The 17,612-nt window shown below is 61.8% G+C and carries 18 protein-coding genes; 15 read left to right on the top strand and 3 right to left on the bottom strand.

Annotation, left to right across the window (positions count from 1 at the left end):
- Nucleotides 1–94 precede the first annotated feature (94 nt).
- A complete protein-coding gene (locus tag MRY17_RS06385; RefSeq protein WP_181283399.1) occupies nucleotides 95–559 on the top strand; it encodes a CopD family protein in 465 nt (154 codons plus the stop codon).
- Nucleotides 560–691: 132 nt separating this feature from the next.
- On the opposite strand, the gene MRY17_RS06380 is transcribed toward MRY17_RS06385, so the two are convergent.
- Nucleotides 692–1,450: a collagen-like protein gene (locus MRY17_RS06380; RefSeq protein ID WP_181283469.1), complete on the bottom strand. Its 759-nt coding sequence runs from the start codon at nucleotides 1,448–1,450 to the stop codon at nucleotides 692–694.
- A 188-nt stretch (nucleotides 1,451–1,638) separates the two neighbouring features.
- Here MRY17_RS06380 and MRY17_RS06375 point away from each other — a divergent pair, with 188 nt between their 5' ends.
- The 14 genes from MRY17_RS06375 (at nucleotide 1,639) to pdeM (ending at nucleotide 16,453) form a co-directional block, all read left to right on the top strand.
- The gene (locus tag MRY17_RS06375) at nucleotides 1,639–2,136 is read left to right on the top strand and encodes a DUF6231 family protein (RefSeq protein WP_181283468.1); all 498 of its coding nucleotides are present in this window, start codon (nucleotides 1,639–1,641) and stop codon (nucleotides 2,134–2,136) included.
- 4 nt (nucleotides 2,137–2,140) lie between these two features.
- Nucleotides 2,141–2,611, top strand: coding sequence for a YchJ family protein (locus tag MRY17_RS06370; RefSeq protein ID WP_124357369.1), 471 nt, complete (start codon nucleotides 2,141–2,143; stop codon nucleotides 2,609–2,611).
- A gap of 22 nt (nucleotides 2,612–2,633) precedes the next feature.
- Nucleotides 2,634–3,116 (top strand): LEA type 2 family protein, encoded by a 483-nt coding sequence (locus MRY17_RS06365; protein WP_181283467.1) that lies wholly within the window; start codon nucleotides 2,634–2,636, stop codon nucleotides 3,114–3,116.
- Nucleotides 3,113–3,313 carry an SEC-C metal-binding domain-containing protein gene (locus tag MRY17_RS06360; RefSeq protein ID WP_026136698.1) on the top strand — a complete coding sequence of 67 codons (201 nt, stop codon included), beginning with the start codon at nucleotides 3,113–3,115 and terminating at the stop codon, nucleotides 3,311–3,313. Before MRY17_RS06365 ends, MRY17_RS06360 begins: the two co-directional genes overlap by 4 nt.
- Before the next feature lie 205 nt (nucleotides 3,314–3,518).
- Complete coding sequence (locus MRY17_RS06355; protein ID WP_181283466.1) at nucleotides 3,519–5,960, top strand: penicillin acylase family protein; 2,442 nt, start codon at nucleotides 3,519–3,521, stop codon at nucleotides 5,958–5,960.
- 181 nt (nucleotides 5,961–6,141) lie between these two features.
- Nucleotides 6,142–7,146, top strand: coding sequence for a ligase-associated DNA damage response exonuclease (locus MRY17_RS06350; RefSeq protein WP_124422676.1), 1,005 nt, complete (start codon nucleotides 6,142–6,144; stop codon nucleotides 7,144–7,146).
- Nucleotides 7,143–8,777 carry an ATP-dependent DNA ligase gene (locus MRY17_RS06345; protein WP_243353453.1) on the top strand — a complete coding sequence of 545 codons (1,635 nt, stop codon included), beginning with the start codon at nucleotides 7,143–7,145 and terminating at the stop codon, nucleotides 8,775–8,777. The genes MRY17_RS06350 and MRY17_RS06345 overlap by 4 nt, the downstream gene beginning before the upstream one ends.
- A gap of 310 nt (nucleotides 8,778–9,087) precedes the next feature.
- Nucleotides 9,088–9,867, top strand: a complete 780-nt coding sequence (locus MRY17_RS06340; RefSeq protein ID WP_057723170.1) for a transporter substrate-binding domain-containing protein — start codon at nucleotides 9,088–9,090, stop codon at nucleotides 9,865–9,867.
- Between the two features lie 56 nt (nucleotides 9,868–9,923).
- The gene (locus MRY17_RS06335; RefSeq protein ID WP_243353452.1) at nucleotides 9,924–10,652 is read left to right on the top strand and encodes an ABC transporter permease; all 729 of its coding nucleotides are present in this window, start codon (nucleotides 9,924–9,926) and stop codon (nucleotides 10,650–10,652) included.
- Nucleotides 10,649–11,359 carry an ABC transporter permease gene (locus MRY17_RS06330; RefSeq protein ID WP_243353451.1) on the top strand — a complete coding sequence of 237 codons (711 nt, stop codon included), beginning with the start codon at nucleotides 10,649–10,651 and terminating at the stop codon, nucleotides 11,357–11,359. Before MRY17_RS06335 ends, MRY17_RS06330 begins: the two co-directional genes overlap by 4 nt.
- A 9-nt stretch (nucleotides 11,360–11,368) precedes the next feature.
- On the top strand, nucleotides 11,369–12,487 hold the full coding sequence (locus MRY17_RS06325) for a succinylglutamate desuccinylase/aspartoacylase family protein (protein ID WP_243353450.1): 1,119 nt from the start codon (nucleotides 11,369–11,371) through the stop codon (nucleotides 12,485–12,487).
- Nucleotides 12,488–12,500: 13 nt separating this feature from the next.
- Nucleotides 12,501–13,265, top strand: a complete 765-nt coding sequence (locus MRY17_RS06320; protein WP_181283462.1) for an ABC transporter ATP-binding protein — start codon at nucleotides 12,501–12,503, stop codon at nucleotides 13,263–13,265.
- Nucleotides 13,266–13,322: 57 nt separating this feature from the next.
- Nucleotides 13,323–15,803 (top strand): ligase-associated DNA damage response DEXH box helicase, encoded by a 2,481-nt coding sequence (locus MRY17_RS06315; RefSeq protein ID WP_181283461.1) that lies wholly within the window; start codon nucleotides 13,323–13,325, stop codon nucleotides 15,801–15,803.
- Nucleotides 15,803–16,453 (top strand): ligase-associated DNA damage response endonuclease PdeM, encoded by a 651-nt coding sequence (pdeM, locus tag MRY17_RS06310; protein WP_181283460.1) that lies wholly within the window; start codon nucleotides 15,803–15,805, stop codon nucleotides 16,451–16,453. The genes MRY17_RS06315 and pdeM overlap by 1 nt, the downstream gene beginning before the upstream one ends.
- Before the next feature lie 22 nt (nucleotides 16,454–16,475).
- On the opposite strand, the gene MRY17_RS06305 is transcribed toward pdeM, so the two are convergent.
- The gene (locus MRY17_RS06305; RefSeq protein ID WP_065886112.1) at nucleotides 16,476–16,673 is read right to left on the bottom strand and encodes a hypothetical protein; all 198 of its coding nucleotides are present in this window, start codon (nucleotides 16,671–16,673) and stop codon (nucleotides 16,476–16,478) included.
- Nucleotides 16,674–16,781: 108 nt separating this feature from the next.
- Nucleotides 16,782–17,348 carry a dCTP deaminase gene (gene dcd / locus MRY17_RS06300; protein ID WP_048719838.1) on the bottom strand — a complete coding sequence of 189 codons (567 nt, stop codon included), beginning with the start codon at nucleotides 17,346–17,348 and terminating at the stop codon, nucleotides 16,782–16,784.
- Nucleotides 17,349–17,612 lie beyond the last annotated feature (264 nt).

Raw genomic sequence — 17,612 nt, 5'->3', positions numbered from 1 at the left:
GTCGGGCGCAAAAAACGCTGGATAAATTTTCAGTGGTTCGGTTCGGCCGCTATCATACCCCGCTAATTAATCCCGCGCAGAACGGAGTACCACAATGACCGCGTTTAGCCTCGCTTACACCCTGCATGCAGTGGCCGCCCTGATCTGGGTCGGCGGTATGTTTTTCGCCTGGATGATCCTGCGTCCCGCCGCCATGGCGGCCCTTGAGGGACCTGCCCGGCTCAAGCTGTGGGCTAATGTGTTTCAACGTTTTTTTGTGTGGGTGTGGGTGGCGGTGCTGATTTTGCCGATAAGCGGCGTCGGCCTGCTGCACCTGCGCTTCAACGGTTTTGAAACGGCGCCGCGCTATGTACAGGTGATGATGGGCTTGTATCTGGTGATGACGGCGCTGTTTATCCGCATCCAGGCGTTGAAGTTTCCGGCGTTGAAGGCGGCGGTGGCGGCTGAGGACTGGCCCGCGGGCGCGGCTGCATTGGGGCAGATTCGCAGGCTGGTGGGGATTAACTTGATGGTGGGGTTGGTGGTGGTGGCGATTGCTTCGGCTCGGCCGATGTTCTGAGGAGACCTGTAGTCTGCCATCGGGGGCAAGTCGAATCGTCGCACCGCCCCTCCCACATTTTGAAATGCATTCAATTGTGGGAGGGGCGGTGCGACGATTCGACTTGCCCCCGATGGCGTCAGAACAGGCGACTCAGAGCCGCTGGATAGTCACTGTTCCAGCAGGCCCCGCCGGCCCCGGCTGCCCTTCCAACCCCGAGCGACCTTTTTCACCGCCATCGGCGCGGTACACCAGGCAGCCCTTGGACTGACCGCCCTTGCCGGGCTTACCCGCAACACCGGCCAAGCCCCCAGGCCCGCCGTCCACCAAGACCTTGATCTGATCAGCCGGGAAACTCTGCGGCAACTCCACGCGCACTTGCGCACCCGACGCACCCGGCAACCCATCGCCGCCGTTATCGCCATTGAACCCACGCCCGGCCGAACCCCAGGTGCAACCTGGGTCTTCGCCGTTGGCGCCATCCAGGCCGGCATAACCCTGGGCACCGGCGCCGCCACGGGCATCCACCGACAGCTCTTCTGCCGTCAGCGACTCAATGCGCAAGGTCAGGTCGCGCCCGGCCTTGGCTGGTTTTTCATGGGTGCCGGGCGCGCCGCGGGAGGTGATCTGGCTGCCGTGGTCCAGTTGAGCCTGGCGCACCTGCAACTGCAGCGTGGTACTGCCGGGCACGATGGCGATGCGAGCTTCACGCCCCAAGTGCAGTTCCTCTACCGAGATTTGACCGATGGTGGCTGGAATCAACAGGGTGCCGTAGTCCGCCACGTCCAGGCGCTCAAGCTGCAACACGCTGGTGCTGCTGGGCAGGCGCATCAATGAATGGGTTTCGACACTGACACTCTGGGCCAGGGCAATGGGGCTGACCAACAGGGCCAGCAGAAAAACCTTACGCATCATGGGGCTCCCGAGTGTTTTCAAATTTTTCTTTGGATGCACAGTAACGACTTCTGCAGGCGATTTGCCAGTGAAGCATCAAAAAACTTCAGAAGGCCCGGTTCAAGCGCCTGCGCTATTGACCCTGAGGCGCTAGGCCCGCGCGTCCAGCCGCGCTAGTCTCTACGGTCTTGATGTGAGGATCTTCAATGACCGCTGGTATTTCTTCCCGTACACCCCAGCAAGCGCTGGCTGCGCTACTGGATCTGCACGCCCCCAAACGTCTGTTGCTATTGGGCGCCAGCCAGTTTCCCGCCCTGGATGCGTTTAAAACGGCGCATCCCGATGTGCGCGTCAGCGTTGCCCATCCCGGACCGCTGCCGGCCGACCTGGCGGCGCAGCGTTTTGACCTGGCGCTGGTGGTCGATTGCCTTGAACACCTGCCCAAATCCCAGGGTCTGACGTTACTGGGCGGTATTCGCAACCTCAATGCCAGCCGCATCGCGGTGCTGGTGGACCTGGGCGCCTGCGACTGGCAGGACACCGACTTCTTCTCCCTGGCCCTGCAGGCCGGTGAGCGTTTCCAGCGCGATGAGCAGGTGCTGACGCTGTTCACCTATGATCTGCTTGACTATAAACAAGTACCCGACTGGCTCAACGCCCGCTTCTGGGCCAACCCGGAAAATTTTGGAAAGTATTGGTGGTAACACGATGAGTACATCCATTTGCCCCTGCGGCAGTGGCAATCTGCTGGACGCCTGCTGCGGCCATTACCACGCCGGCCACCCCGCGCCGTGTGCCAGCGCATTGATGCGCTCGCGCTACAGCGCCTATGTGCTGGGCCTGGTCGACTACCTGGTGGCCACCACCTTGCCGGCGCAACAGGCCGGCCTGGACCGCGATGCCATCAGCGCCTGGAGTGCCCAGAGCACCTGGCTTGGGCTTGAAGTGGAAAATTCCGAGGTGTTCGGCGGCCAACCGGAACACGCCTTCGTGACCTTCACGGCGCGCTGGCATGACAGCACTGGTGAACATAGCCACCGCGAGCGCTCTTCTTTCGTACAGAATGAGGGCCGTTGGTACTTCATCGATCCGACAGTGGAGGTGAAGGCCGGACGTAATGACCCATGCCTGTGCGGCAGCGGGCAGAAGTTCAAGAAGTGCTGTTCCAGCTATTTTTAATGACCTGACAGGGATAACGCCTATGCTTCGCACATTCAGCCTGATGCTGGCGTTAACCCTGGGCCTGAGCGGCTGCGCCTCTTGGTTCGAGGATGATTCACCGCCGCCCCACGTATCACTGGTGAACGTCGAAGTGGTGCGCGCCAAGTTGCTGGAGCAGAAGTTCAAGCTCTACTTTCGTGTGGATAACCGCGACGACGCCGACCTGACCGTGCGCGGCCTGATTTACAAGGTCACCCTGGGCGATCTGGTGCTGACCGAAGGTGAGTCCAACGAATGGCTCACCGTACCGCCGCGCAGCCATAAATACTTCAGGGTGTCGGTACGGACCAACCTGTGGCCGCGAATACGCGATGTGGTGCAAATGCTGAAAAACCCCGGGCACCCCGTGCCCTATCGCCTTGAAGGCGAGTTGAAAACCGGATTATTCATCGGTAATGACGTGCAGGTGGCCCACAATGGCGAGATAATCCCCGGCGATTTTATTCCGGAGCGACATCGATGACTCAGCAACCCCATGTCCATGGTCCCGACTGCAACCACGATCACGATCACCATGATCACGACCACGGCCATGTCCACGGCCCGAACTGCGGCCACGCTCACCAGGAACCGGTGCGCAACGCGTTGAAAGACGTGGGTCGCAACGATCCTTGCCCCTGCGGCAGCGCGAAGAAATTCAAGAAGTGCCACGGCGCTTAAGCCACACTGAAGATCAAAATGCGGGAGGGGGCTTGCCCCCGATTCAGTGTGTCAGTCAGCCTATTTGTTACTGACCCACTGCTATCGGGGGCAAGCCCCCTCCCACATTGGTACTCACGCAATTACACAACTCCCGCTTGCGTCGTTTCGCCGCGCTCACTAACGTAGCGCCTTTAATGACGCTACCCCCCGCAGGAGCTTTGCCATGGCCTCGCCAGCCCTTACACATTTTCTTCCCCGGTTCGGCGTTGCCGCGGCAGTGGTCAGTGCGTTGAGCCTGTCCGGTTGCCAGCTCCAGAACACCCAGGACACCCTGCCCCCCGCAGCCGGCGTACAGCCGATCAAGGGCCTGGCGCAAAACGTATCGATACGCCGCAATGCCCAGGGCATGCCGCTGATCGAGAGCAATACCTTCCACGACGCGCTGTTCAGCCTCGGCTATGTGCATGCCAGCGACCGGATCACCCAGATGGTCACCTTGCGGCTGCTGGCCCAGGGCCGCCTGGCGGAAATGTCAGGTCCCGGGGTTCTCGACGTCGACCGTTTCATGCGCGCAGTCAACCTTAAAAAAAGCGCCGGCGAGCTGTACAACGCTTCGTCGCCACGCCTCAAGCGCTTCTTTGAAGTCTACGCACGGGGCGTCAACGCTTACCTGTTCCGCTACCGCGACAAGCTGCCGACCGACCTGGCCCAGACCGGCTATAAGCCCGAGTACTGGAAACCGGAAGATTCGGCGCTGCTGTTCTGCCTGCTGAACTTCAGCGAGTCGAGCAACCTGCAGGAAGAAATCTCGTCGCTGGTGCTGGCACAGAAAGTCGGCGTCGACAAGCTCGCCTGGCTTATCCCCAGCGCGCCGGACGAAGCGATCCCGCTGGCCGAGGCCGACAAGCTCAAGGGCGTGAACCTGAGCCAGATCACGGGCCTTGCCGGGCTGGACACCGTCAGCCAGCAACTCAACAGCCTCAATGCCCTGGGCGTGACCACGTCGAGTAACTGGGCCATCGGGCCGCAACGCAGCCGCAGCGGCAAAAGCCTGCTCGCCAACGATATCGCCGCCCAGCCGCAGGCACCAACGCCTTGGAGCTACGTGCAGATCCGTGCACCGAAATATCAGGCGGTCGGCGCGTCGATTGCCGGCCTGCCGACCCTGCTGTCGGGTTTCAACGGCAAGGTGGCGTGGAGCATGAGCGCGGTCAAGGGCGACACCCAGGACCTGTTCCTGGAAAAGGTCAAACGCCAGGGCAGCGCGCTGTACTACGAGAACAACGGCAAATGGCTACCGGCCGGCGTGCGTAACGAGACCTTCTTCATCAAAGGCCAGCGCTCGATTCGCGACGTGGTGTACGAAACCCGCCACGGCGCGTTGCTCAACAGCAGCCAGGCGCTTACCAGCGGTTTTGGCCTGGCCCTGCAGACCGCCGATTTGAAGGACGACAAGAGCCTGGATGCGTTCTTCGACCTGTCCCGCGCGCAAAACGCCGGCAAGGCCTCGGACGCCACCCGCGAAATTCGCGCCATTGCGCTGAACATGATCTTTGCCGACGCCAGCAACATCGGCTGGCAAGTCACCGGCCGCTTTCCCAACCGCCGCGAAGGCGAAGGCCTGCTGCCCTCGCCGGGCTGGGACACGCGTTTTGACTGGGACGGTTACGCCGACGCCATGCTGCACCCCTATGACCAGGACCCGGCTCAAGGCTGGATCGGCACCGCCAACCAGCGCACCGCACCGCGCGGCTATGGCATGCAGTTGTCCAATTCCTGGGACGCGCCGGAGCGCAGCGAGCGCCTGGCGCAACTGGCCAGCGCCGGCAAGCATGACAGTCGCAGCGTGATCGCCATGCAATACGACCAAACCACCCCGTTTGCCGCCAAACTCAAGGGTATGTTCCAGGCGCCGGGCATGGCCCAGCCGATGAAACAGGCAATCGATGCGCTGCCCGCCGCCGAACAGGCCAAGGCACGCGAAGCACTGGGCCGCTTGATGGCATTCGATGGTCGCCTTGCACCAACGTCCGCCGACGCGGCGATCTACGAGCTGTTCCTGCAGGAAAGCGCCAAACAGATCTTCCTCGACAAACTCGGCCCCGAAAACAGCGCCAGCTGGAAAGCCTTTGTCAGCAACGCCAGCCTGTCCTACTCAGCCACCGCAGACCATTTGCTGGGCCGTGAAGACAGTCCGCTGTGGGATGACACACGCACACCGCAAAAAGAAGACAAGCCGGCGATTCTGGCGCGCACCCTGGCCGCCGCGATCAGCAGCGGCGACAGCCTGCTGGGCGCCGATCACAAGGCCTGGCAATGGGGCAAGCTGCACACCACCACCTGGAAAAACGCCAGCGGCCAGGTTATCCGTGGGCCTTTCGCCAGCGGTGGCGACCACAACACCCTGAACCCGGCACCCTACAACTGGGGGCAGGATTTCAACGTGGCCCAGGCGGCGGCGCTGCGCATGATTGTCGACTTCGGCCAGCCCGAACCGATGATGGGCCAGGGCGGCACCGGCCAGTCCGGCAACCCGGCCAGCCCGAACTACGCCAACGGCATCGATCCGTCGCTCAAGGCGCAATACCTGAGCTTCCCGATGCAGCCGCAGAACTTTGACAAGGTATATGGCAAGACCAGGCTGACCCTGACACCCGGCAAGTAACCCGGTTTCCAAATGTGGGAGGGGGCTTGCCCCCGATAGCAGTAGTTCAGTCAATGAATATGTTGACTGTCACACCGCTATCGGGGCAAGCCCCCTCCCACATTGGGTCCCGTGCATTCTGATAGAACTTCTGCGCAGCGCCCCGCCTCATAAGTAACAAGCCCATCTCCCCGGTCACCCCATGGACCTCGTCATCGCCCGACCCGAAGGCCTCTATTGTCCCGCCGGGGATTTCTACATTGATCCCTGGCGGCCGGTGGAACGCTCCGTCATCACCCACGCCCACGGCGACCACGCCCGCACCGGCAACGAGCATTACCTGGCCGCCGCCCCCGGCGAAGGCATTCTGCGCTCGCGCCTGGGCCAGGACATCAACTTGCAGACGCTGGCCTACGGCGAAAAACTCGTACACCACGGCGTTACATTGAGTTTTCACCCGGCCGGGCATGTGCTCGGTTCGGCCCAGGTGCGCCTGGAATACCAGGGCGAGGTGTGGGTCGCGTCCGGCGACTACAAGGTCGAGCCCGATGGCACCTGCGCGCCGTTCGAGCCAGTGCGCTGCCACACCTTTATCACCGAATCCACCTTCGGCCTGCCGATCTACCGTTGGCAGCCGCAGGCGCAGATTTTCGCCGGCATCAACGACTGGTGGCAGGCCAATATCGCCGCCGGCAAGGCCAGCGTGCTGTTCTGCTATTCCTTCGGCAAGGCCCAGCGCATTCTGCACGGTATCGATGCCAGCATCGGCCCGATTCTCAGCCATGGCGCCGTCGAGCCGTTGAACCGGGTCTACCGCGAGGCCGGTGTCTACATTCCCGAAACGCTGTACGCAGGCGACGTTAAAAAAAACGATCCGCTCTTGCGTCAGGCCCTGATCATCGCCCCGCCCTCCACTGGTGGCAGCACCTGGATACGCCGCTTCGGCGACTACAGCGACGCCTTCGCCAGCGGCTGGATGCGCCTGCGCGGCACGCGGCGGCGGCGCGGGGTCGACCGGGGCTTTGTGCTGTCGGACCATGCCGATTGGCCGGGACTGTTATGGGCCATCGAGCAGACCGGTGCCGAGCGGGTGATGGTCACCCACGGCTCGGTCGGCGTACTGGTGCGCCACCTGCGCGAGAAAGGCCTGGACGCTCAAGGGTTCAGCACCGAATACGGCGACGACGAAGAAGAGGCCAGCGCATGAAAGCTTTCGCCGAGTTGTACGCCAACCTCGACGCCACTACTTCCAGCAACGCCAAGCTGGCCGCATTGCAAGACTATTTCCAGCAGGCACCGCCACAGGATGCGGCCTGGGCGGTGTACTTCCTCTCCGGCGGGCGGCCGCGACAACTGGTCCCCACCCGTCTGCTGAGAGATATGGCAACAGAGGCGGCGAGCATCGAGCCGTGGCTGTTTGAAGAAAGCTACCAGTCCGTCGGCGACCTGGCCGAGACCATTTCCCTGCTGCTACCCGAATCGACCTACACCAGCGAAGATGGCCTGGCGGTATGGCTGGAAAAAAAACTGCTACCGCTACGCGGCCTTGCGCCGCTTGAATTGGCCGAGCGCCTGCCAGCGCTGTGGGCGCAACTGGATCAGCCGAGCCTGATGGTGTGCATCAAATTGATCACCGGCAGTTTTCGCGTGGGCGTATCCAAACTGCTGGTCACCCGCGCACTTGCGGCCATGGCCGGGCTCGACAGCAAGCGCGTGGCCCAGCGGCTGGTGGGCTACACCGACCTGTCCAATCGCCCGACGGCCGCAGGCTATCTCAAGCTGATTGCCGCCGAATCATCCGACGAGCATGCGCAACGCGGCGGGCAGCCGTATCCGTTTTTTCTCGCCCATGGCCTGGCGCAACCGCTGGAGCAGTTTGACGCCCTGCTCGGCTCCCCGGACGACTGGCAGGTGGAATGGAAGTTTGATGGCATTCGTGCGCAGCTGGTCAAGCGTGAGGGTCGCCTGTGGGTGTGGTCCCGTGGTGAAGAACTGGTCACCGAGCGTTTCCCCGAGCTGCACAGCCTGGTCAGTGGTTTGCCCGATGGTACGGTGATCGACGGTGAAATCGTGGTCTGGAAGAACGCGGTGCAACCCTTCGCCCTGCTGCAACAGCGGATCGGCCGCAAGACATTGAGTAAAAAAGTGCTGGAGGACGCGCCGGTGGCGGTACTCGCCTACGACCTGCTCGAATACCAGGGCGACGACTGGCGCAACCACTCCCTGGCGCAACGCCGTACGCAGCTGGAACGGGTGATCGCGCAATGCAACCAACCCGTGCTCTTGCCCTCGCCATTGCTCGAGGGGCAAACCTGGGAAGCGTTGGCCGTGCAACGCGAAGCCTCCCGCAGCCTCGGTGTCGAAGGCATGATGATCAAGGATCGCAAAGGCCTCTACGGCGTGGGCCGCACCAAGGACATGGGCCTGTGGTGGAAGTGGAAGGTCGACCCGTTCAGCGTCGATGCCGTGTTGATCTACGCCCAGCGCGGCCATGGCCGACGCGCCAGCCTGTACAGCGACTACACCTTTGCGGTCTGGGATGGCCCGCCGGGTAGCGAGCGCACACTGGTGCCGTTCGCCAAGGCGTATTCGGGGCTGACTGACGAAGAAATGCGCAAAGTCGACGCAATCGTGCGCAAGACCACCGTGGAAAAATTCGGCCCGGTCAGCAGCGTGACGCCGAGCATGGTGTTTGAGCTGGGATTTGAAGGCATTGCCCTGTCCAAGCGGCACAAGAGCGGCATTGCAGTGCGCTTCCCGCGAATGTTGCGCTGGCGCCAGGATAAACCGGTGGAAGAAGCCGATAATCTGGCCACGCTGCAGGACTTGTTGGCCTGACACAAATCAACTGTGGGAGGGGGCTTGCCCCCGATAGAGATGGGTCAGACGCAGATGCTCTGACTAACACACCGCCATCGGGGGCTTGCCCCCTCCCACCTTGGAATCTCCATATGACCTGAAATGGTGCGCTACTCTTTCAATGCACACTTGTGGGCATTTCCTGCGCTTAGAAATCCCTCATCCCACCTTTTAAAACGATCATTCGGAACTATGGTGCAGAAATTGCTACCAGGGTTGCGTCTGACACCGTTCAGTAACAGTCCTAAACGCGCCACAAGCGCTTATCTTGGTTTCCAGGGAACACATAATGAAAAAAGCATTGCTGACCCTTTCTGCACTGGCTCTGTGCATGGCTGCAGGTGTTGCAACCGCCAAGGAATACAAGGAATTGCGTTTCGGTGTCGATCCCTCCTACGCACCGTTCGAATCCAAAGCCGCCGACGGCAGTCTGGTGGGCTTCGACATTGACCTGGGCAACGCCATTTGTGCGGAGCTGAAGGTCAAGTGCAAATGGGTTGAAAGCGACTTTGACGGCATGATTCCTGGCCTGAAAGCCAACAAGTTCGACGGTGTGATTTCGTCCATGACCGTAACCCCGGTGCGTGAGAAGGCGATCGACTTCTCCAACGAGCTGTTCTCGGGCCCAACCTCATTGGTGTTCAAGAAAGGCGCCGGATATTCGACCCCTGAGTCGCTCAAGGGCAAATCCGTGGGCTATGAGCAAGGCACCATCCAGGAAGCCTATGCCAAGGCTGTGCTGGACAAGGCCGGCGTGACAACCAAGGCCTACGCCAACCAGGACCAGGTGTATGCCGACCTGACATCCGGCCGTCTCGATGCTTCCGTGCAGGACATGCTGCAAGCCGAACTGGGCTTCCTCAAGTCGCCAGCCGGTGCCGGCTACGAAGTCAGCGCCGCCATTGACGACCCGCTGCTGCCGTCGAAAACCGCGATCGGTATCAAAAAAGGTAACACTGAGCTCAAGGCGCTTTTGGATAAAGGTATCAAAGCGTTACACGATGATGGCACCTACGCCACCATCCAGAAGAAACACTTTGGCGATCTGAACCTGTACAGCGGCAAATAACGCTCGGGGCGCCCTTTTAATAAGGGGCGCTTTTTTATCGCCATAGGTCCTGATTTATGTTCGAAGATCTGTTGCAAACCCTCGGGCTGAGCGCGTTCAGCTTGAAGGGTTTCGGCCCGCTGTTGCTGCAAGGCACCTGGATGACCATCAAATTGTCGGTGCTGTCCCTGGCGGTCAGCGTATTGCTGGGCCTGCTCGGTGCCAGCGCGAAACTGTCCAGCCTGCCCTTCCTGCGTATCCCCGCCCAGCTCTACACCACCTTGATTCGCGGCGTCCCCGACCTGGTGCTGATGCTGCTGATTTTCTACAGCCTGCAAACCTGGCTGACCGGCCTCACCGACTTCATGGAATGGGAATACATCGAGATCGACCCATTCAGCGCCGGGGTCATCACCCTGGGTTTTATCTACGGGGCTTATTTCACCGAGACGTTTCGCGGCGCGATCCTCGCCGTGCCCCGTGGCCAACTGGAAGCCGCCACCGCCTACGGGCTCAAGCGCGGCCAACGGTTCCGCTACGTGACCTTCCCGCAGATGATGCGCTTTGCCCTGCCGGGTATCGGCAATAACTGGATGGTGATGCTCAAGGCCACCGCGCTGGTGTCGATCATCGGCCTGGCCGATCTGGTGAAAGCGGCTCAGGATGCCGGCAAGAGCACCTACCAGCTGTTCTACTTTCTGGTACTCGCCGCGCTGATCTACCTGTTGATCACCAGTGCCTCCAATTTCGTCTTGCGCCGTCTTGAACGGCGCTACGCCGCAGGTTCACGGGAGGCCGTGCGATGATCGAGCTTTTGCAGGAATACTGGCGCCCGTTCCTTTATAGCGACGGCCAGCACATCACCGGCCTGGCCATGACCCTGTGGCTGCTCAGCGCGGCACTGGTGATCGGCTTTGTGGTGTCGATTCCACTGTCTATCGCCCGTGTATCGCGCAGGCGCCTGGTGCGTTGGCCGGTGCAGTTCTACACCTACCTGTTTCGCGGCACACCGCTGTATATCCAGTTGCTGATCTGCTACACCGGCATCTACAGCATCGCCGCCGTGCGCGCCCAGCCGGTACTCGACGCGTTCTTTCGCGATGCGATGAACTGCACCGTCCTGGCCTTCGCCCTCAACACCTGCGCCTACACCACGGAAATTTTCGCCGGGTCGATTCGCAGCATGGCCCACGGTGAAGTCGAAGCGGCCAAGGCCTACGGCCTCAGCGGCTGGAAGCTGTATGCCTATGTGATCATGCCGTCGGCATTGCGCCGTTCGTTGCCCTATTACAGCAACGAAGTGATCCTGATGCTGCATTCGACCACCGTGGCGTTTACCGCAACCATCCCGGACATCCTCAAAGTCGCCAGGGACGCCAACTCGGCCACCTTCATGACCTTTCAATCATTCGGCATCGCGGCATTGATCTACCTGGCCGTGACCTTTGCCCTGGTCGGCCTGTTTCGACTGGCGGAACGCCGCTGGCTGGCCTTTCTCGGGCCGAGCCATTAAGGAGCGCTCATGCGTCATCAGCGACAGGACCTGATTGCGCCGGTGCCCGGCACGGCGCGGCAGATTCACAGTTTCCACTTCGGCCCGGAACAGGCCAACAGCAAAATCTACATCCAGTCGTCACTGCATGCCGATGAGTTGCCCGGCATGCTGGTGGCCTGGCACTTGAAGGCACGCCTGGCACAGCTGGAAGCAGCCGGGCGCTTGCGCAGCGAAATCGTACTGGTGCCCGTCGCCAATCCGGCTGGGCTGGAACAGGTGCTGATGGACGTTCCCCTGGGCCGCTACGAGCTGGAAAGCGGGCAGAATTTCAATCGCCTGTTCGTCGACCTCAGCGACGCCGTCGGCGATCAGGTTGAAGACTTGCTGGACAGTGATCCCCAACACAACGCCCGGTTGATCCGCACCGCGTTATCCGCCGCCCTGGCCGCGCAAACTGCGTCGACTCAACTGCAATCCCAGCGCCTGGTGCTGCAGCGCCTGGCGTGCGATGCCGACGTGGTGCTGGACCTGCACTGCGATTTCGAAGCCGTGGCGCATCTGTACACCACGCCCGAGGCCTGGCCGCAGGTGGAACCGCTGGCGCGTTACCTGGGTTCGGAGGCCAACCTGCTGGCCACCGATTCCGGCGGGCAGTCCTTCGATGAATGTTTCACCCTGGTGTGGTGGCAGTTGCAGCAACGCTTCGCCAAGCGCTTTCCGATCCCGCTGGGCAGCTTTTCCGTGACCGTCGAATTGCGCGGCCAGGGCGACGTCAACCATGGCCTGGCGGCCCTGGACTGCCAGGCGATCATCGATTACCTGACCCATTCAGGCGCAATTGAAGGCGACGCGCCACCACTGCCCGCGCTGCCCTACCCGGCCACGCCACTGGCGGGCGTGGAGCCTGTGACCACATCGGTCGGCGGCTTGCTGGTGTTCCACGTCTTGCCGGGGGAATACCTGGAGGCCGGACAGCTTGTCGCCGAAATCATCGACCCCATCACCGACCGCGTAACGCCCGTGCATTGCCGCAATGCCGGCCTGCTCTACGCCCGCTCGCTGCGACGCATGGCCACCGCCGGGATGGTGATCAGCCATGTCGCCGGCGCAGAGGCTTACCGCAGCGGCTACCTACTTTCGCCTTGAGGATGCACGCTCCATGTACAAATTGACCGTTGAAGGCCTGCATAAAAGCTATGGCGACAATGAAGTGCTCAAAGGTGTTTCGCTCAAGGCCAGGACCGGCGACGTGATCAGCCTGATCGGCGCCAGCGGCTCGGGCAAGAGCACCTTCCTGCGCTGCATCAACTTCCTGGAAACCCCCAATGACGGCGCCATGACCCTGGATGGTCAAGTGATCCGCATGGTCAGCGACCGCCACGGCATGCGCGTGGCCGACGATGCCGAGTTGCAACGCTTGCGCACGCGGCTGGCCATGGTATTCCAGCACTTCAACCTGTGGAGCCACATGAGCGTGCTGGAAAACATCACCATGGCCCCGCGCCGCGTGCTGGGGTGCAGCAGGAAAGACGCTGAAGACCGTGCCCGGCGTTACCTGGATAAAGTCGGTCTGCCCGCGCGGGTGGCCGATCAATACCCGGCGTTCCTCTCCGGCGGCCAACAGCAACGGGTAGCAATCGCCCGCGCGTTGGCGATGGAGCCCGAAGTGATGCTGTTCGATGAACCCACCTCGGCATTGGACCCGGAGTTGGTGGGTGAAGTGTTGAAAGTGATTCAGGGCCTGGCCGAAGAGGGCCGCACCATGATCATGGTGACCCACGAAATGAGCTTTGCGCGCAAAGTCTCAAGCCAGGTGCTGTTCCTGCACCAGGGCCGTGTGGAAGAGCAAGGTGCGCCGACGGACGTGCTGGGCAATCCGAAGAGCGAGCGCCTGCAGCAATTCTTGAGCGGCAACTTGAAGTAAACCTTTGGGGCGCCCGGGGGGTCTGTGCATTAGAGCCTCCAGAGCGTCCGCTGCCGCATGGCAAAACCCGTCGACTTCGCCAAACAATGGTTTGCCACCCGCGGCTGGCGCCCGTTCGCCTTTCAGAAAGACGTGTGGAAGGCCATCAAGGAGGGCCAGTCAGGCTTATTGCATGCGAGTACCGGCGCGGGTAAAACCTATGCGCTGTGGTTCGCCGCCCTCAATCGTTTCGCCGTAGCGCGCCCTCCCACTACGGGCAAGCGCAAGGCCCCGGCCGAACCCCTGACCGTGCTGTGGATCACTCCGATGCGTGCCTTGGCCGCCGACACCGCGCGCGCCCTTGAGGCGCCGTTGGCGGCGTTGCAAATCCCCTGGAGCGTCGGCCTGCGCACCGGCGACACCAGCAGCAGCGAACGTGCGCGCCAGACCCGCCGTCAGCCCACCACGCTGATCACTACGCCGGAAAGCCTGACGCTGATGCTCGCGCGCGCTGACAGCGAGGTCAGCCTGGGGCATCTGCGCATGGTGGTGGTGGATGAGTGGCACGAACTGATCGGCAATAAACGCGGTGTGCAACTGCAACTGGCGTTGGCGCGGCTGCGGCGCTGGCATCCGGATTTGCTGGTGTGGGGTATTTCCGCAACCTTGGGTAATCAGGCGCACGCGCTGGATGTATTAGTCCCACAGGGTGGCGGGGTCAATGTGCAGGGGCAGACAGCCAAGCAGCTACACGTGGACACCCTGCTGCCGCCCACTGCCGAACGCTTTCCCTGGGCCGGGCATATCGGTTTGAAGATGCTGCCGCAAGTCGTGGCTGAAGTGGACTCCAGCAGCAGTTGCCTGGTATTTACCAACACCCGCGCGCAGTCGGAAATCTGGTACCAGGCGTTGCTGGAGGCCAGGCCGGACTGGGCCGGCCTGATTGCGCTGCATCATGGTTCGCTGTCGCGGGAAACACGCGACTGGGTGGAGCGCGCGCTCAAGGATGGCCAGCTCAAGGCGGTGGTGTGTACCTCCAGCCTGGACCTCGGCGTGGACTTTCTGCCGGTGGAGCGCGTACTGCAGATCGGATCGGCCAAGGGCGTAGCGCGTCTGATGCAGCGCGCCGGCCGCTCGGGGCATGCACCGGGGCGGCCGTCACGCGTGACCTTGGTGCCAACCCACAGCCTGGAACTGGTAGAAGCCGCCGCTGCACAGGACGCGATTGCGCAGCGTCGCATCGAAGCCCGCGAATCGCCTCGCAAGCCCTTGGATGTGCTGGTGCAGCATTTGGTCAGCATGGCCCTGGGCGGCGGGTTTACGCCCGATGCGCTGCTGGCGGAGGTACGCGCAGCCTGGGCCTACCGCGACCTGACCGACGCCGATTGGGCCTGGGCCCTGGCCTTCGTGCGCCATGGCGGGCTGTCGCTCACGGCCTATCCGGATTACCGCCGCGTCGAGCCCGACGAACAGGGCATCTGGCGCGTCCCCGATGCGCGCCTGGCCCGCCGCCATCGCATGAGCGTGGGCACCATCGTCAGCGATGCGAGTATTCATCTGAAGTACTGGAGCAAGGGCGGCGGCGGCAAGAACCTCGGCAGTGTCGAGGAAGGCTTTATTGCGCGGCTCAAGCCGGGGGACGGCTTTCTGTTCGCCGGGCGCCTGCTGGAGCTGGTGCGCGTGGAAAACATGACCGCCTATGTACGCCGCAGCACCGCAAAAAAAGCCGCCGTGCCGCGCTGGAATGGCGGGCGCATGCCGCTTTCCAATGAGCTGGCGCAGGCGGTGATCGAGCGCTTTGACGCGGCGGCGCAGGGCCGCTTCGAAGGGCCGGAGATGCAGGCGGTGCAACCGTTGCTGCAGACACAATTGCGCTGGTCCGGCCTGCCGACCCGTGATCACTTGCTGGCGGAGTTTCTCAAGTCGCGCGAAGGCTGGCACTTGTTTCTCTACCCCTTCGCCGGACGTCAGGTGCATCTGGGGCTGGCGAGTCTGCTGGCATGGCGCGTCAGTCGCCAGCAACCCGTGACCTTTTCCATTGCGGTCAATGATTATGGGCTGGAGCTGCTGAGCGCCACCGAGGTGCACTGGCCCGATATCGTGAACGAGGCGCTGCTCAGCCCGCAGGATTTGCTGACGGATGTAGCAGCCAGCCTGAATGCCGGTGAACTGGCGTTGCGCCGCTTTCGCGAAATCGCGCGCATTGCCGGGCTGGTGTTCGCCGGTTATCCGGGGGCGCCGAAAAGCACTCGCCAGGTGCAGGCTTCCAGCGGGTTGTTCTTCGAAGTGTTCAAGCAATATGACCCGCAGAACCTGCTGCTGGCCCAGGCCGGGGAAGAAGTGCTGCGCAATGAACTGGACATTCAGCGCCTGGAAGAGACATTGCTGCGCCTGTCGGCATTGCAACTGGACCTGCATGTGATCCAACGGCCTACCCCGCTGGCCTTCCCGCTACTGGTGGAGCGGATGCGCGAAAGCCTGAGTTCGGAAAAACTCTCGGAGCGCATCGCGCGGATGGTCAAGGACCTGGAAAAAATCGCGGATAAAGGAAAAGCTTGATGGTGTGTTCGGTAACGATTGAGGGCGAGCAGTTGTGGTTGCTGGCGGACAAAGCGGTGTACTGGCCGGCGCGTCAAAGCCTGTTGATTGCCGACGCTCACTTCGGCAAGGCCTCGGCCTACCGTAGCCTCGGGCAACCTGTGCCACAGGGCACCACAAGCGAGAATCTGCAACGCCTGGATCGGCTGGTGTCGACGTATGTCTGCGCTCAAGTGATCTTTCTCGGCGACTTTCTTCACGGCCCCGGCTCCCATGCCAGCGGCACCTTGGGCGCGCTCAGGGCCTGGCGAGCGCGGCATGCCGAATTGCCGATCACGTTGATTCGCGGCAATCACGATCAACGTGCCGGCGATCCGCCTGCCGATTTGCGCATCGAGGTTGTACCGGAACCCCTGCTGATGGGGCCGTTCGCGCTGCAGCACGAACCGGACGCCCATCCCAGTCATCATGTGCTGGCCGGGCATGTCCATCCGGTGTATCGCTTGCGCGGCAAAGGTCGGCAGAGTCTGCGCCTGCCGTGTTTCCAAATTGGCGATCGCATCAGCCTGCTGCCGGCGTTTGGCGCGTTTACCGGCGGGTATGCAGTGCAACAGGACAGTGAGCGCCGAATCTTTGTGATCGGCGATCACCAGGTATGGCCCGTTCAGTGAACGCCGGCTGGGCGCGCGTAGATCAGGCCACGGGTGCGGGTGGCGGCTCGTCCGGCAGCGTCGGTTCACCGGGTTCGGTAGGCTGCGGATAGTCCGGCTCAGGTTGACCGGGAATGCCGCCCGCATAAGCAGGATCGGCCATCAAGGACCAGGCCAGAACACCAATCTGGTTGGGTTCAAGCCGGGCAAGTTCTGCGCTGATTCGCGGGTTGATCTTCATAGGGCACTCCTCAAGCGTGGCTCGACGCGTTTCACACGCGCCGAGGCAGTACACCTAGATAGAGTCACTTTCTGCTGACTAATTCCCTTGGAGCGTAGGAGCTTTCGATCAAGCGCGTGGGAGAGTAACGCCACGCTGGCCCTGATACTTGCCCGCACGGTCCTTATAGGACACTTCACACGCCTCGTCGGACTGCAGGAACAGCATCTGCGCCACGCCTTCGTTGGCGTAGATTTTCGCCGGCAAGGTGGTGGTGTTGGAGAACTCCAGGGTCACGTGGCCTTCCCACTCGGGTTCCAGCGGGGTGACGTTGACGATGATGCCGCAACGGGCGTAGGTGCTTTTACCCAGGCAGATGGTCAATACGTCTCGAGGTATGCGGAAGAATTCCACGGTGCGGGCCAGGGCGAACGAATTTGGCGGGATGATGCACACGTCGCTCTTGACGTCGACGAAGCTTTTTTCGTCGAAGTTCTTTGGATCGACGATCGCCGAGTTGATATTGGTGAACACCTTGAATTCATCGGCGCAACGTACGTCGTAGCCATAGCTGGAAACCCCGTACGAAATCACGCGCGCGTCGCCTTCACCACGGATCTGGCGCTCGACGAACGGTTCGATCATGCCGTGTTCCTGCGCCATGCGGCGAATCCACTTGTCCGATTTGATGCTCATGGCGATGTCCTGAATAGCGAGGTGAAAAAATTCTGTGGGGCATCTTACCGGGGCCGGCGGTGGCGTTCAAAGGGCGCAGGGCTTTTAATGACGAATACACTGGCCTCTGTAACCCGCAGCCAGCGGGGCCGGGGCTCTTGTGGCGGTTTCGCGGGACAATAAATACCACCGCCAGTCACGAAATTAGAGAAACCTTCGGAAATACCATTGGCACGTTCCGGAAAAAGGGTTAAGGTGGCGTCACTGTGTTGCTTGTGTCACTGA

This window comes from Pseudomonas orientalis, assembly GCF_022807995.1.
GTDB classification, from domain to species: domain Bacteria; phylum Pseudomonadota; class Gammaproteobacteria; order Pseudomonadales; family Pseudomonadaceae; genus Aquipseudomonas; species Aquipseudomonas orientalis_B.
The sequence above is the reverse complement of the archived record's forward strand: the minus strand, read 5'-3'. Positions and strand labels throughout refer to the sequence as shown.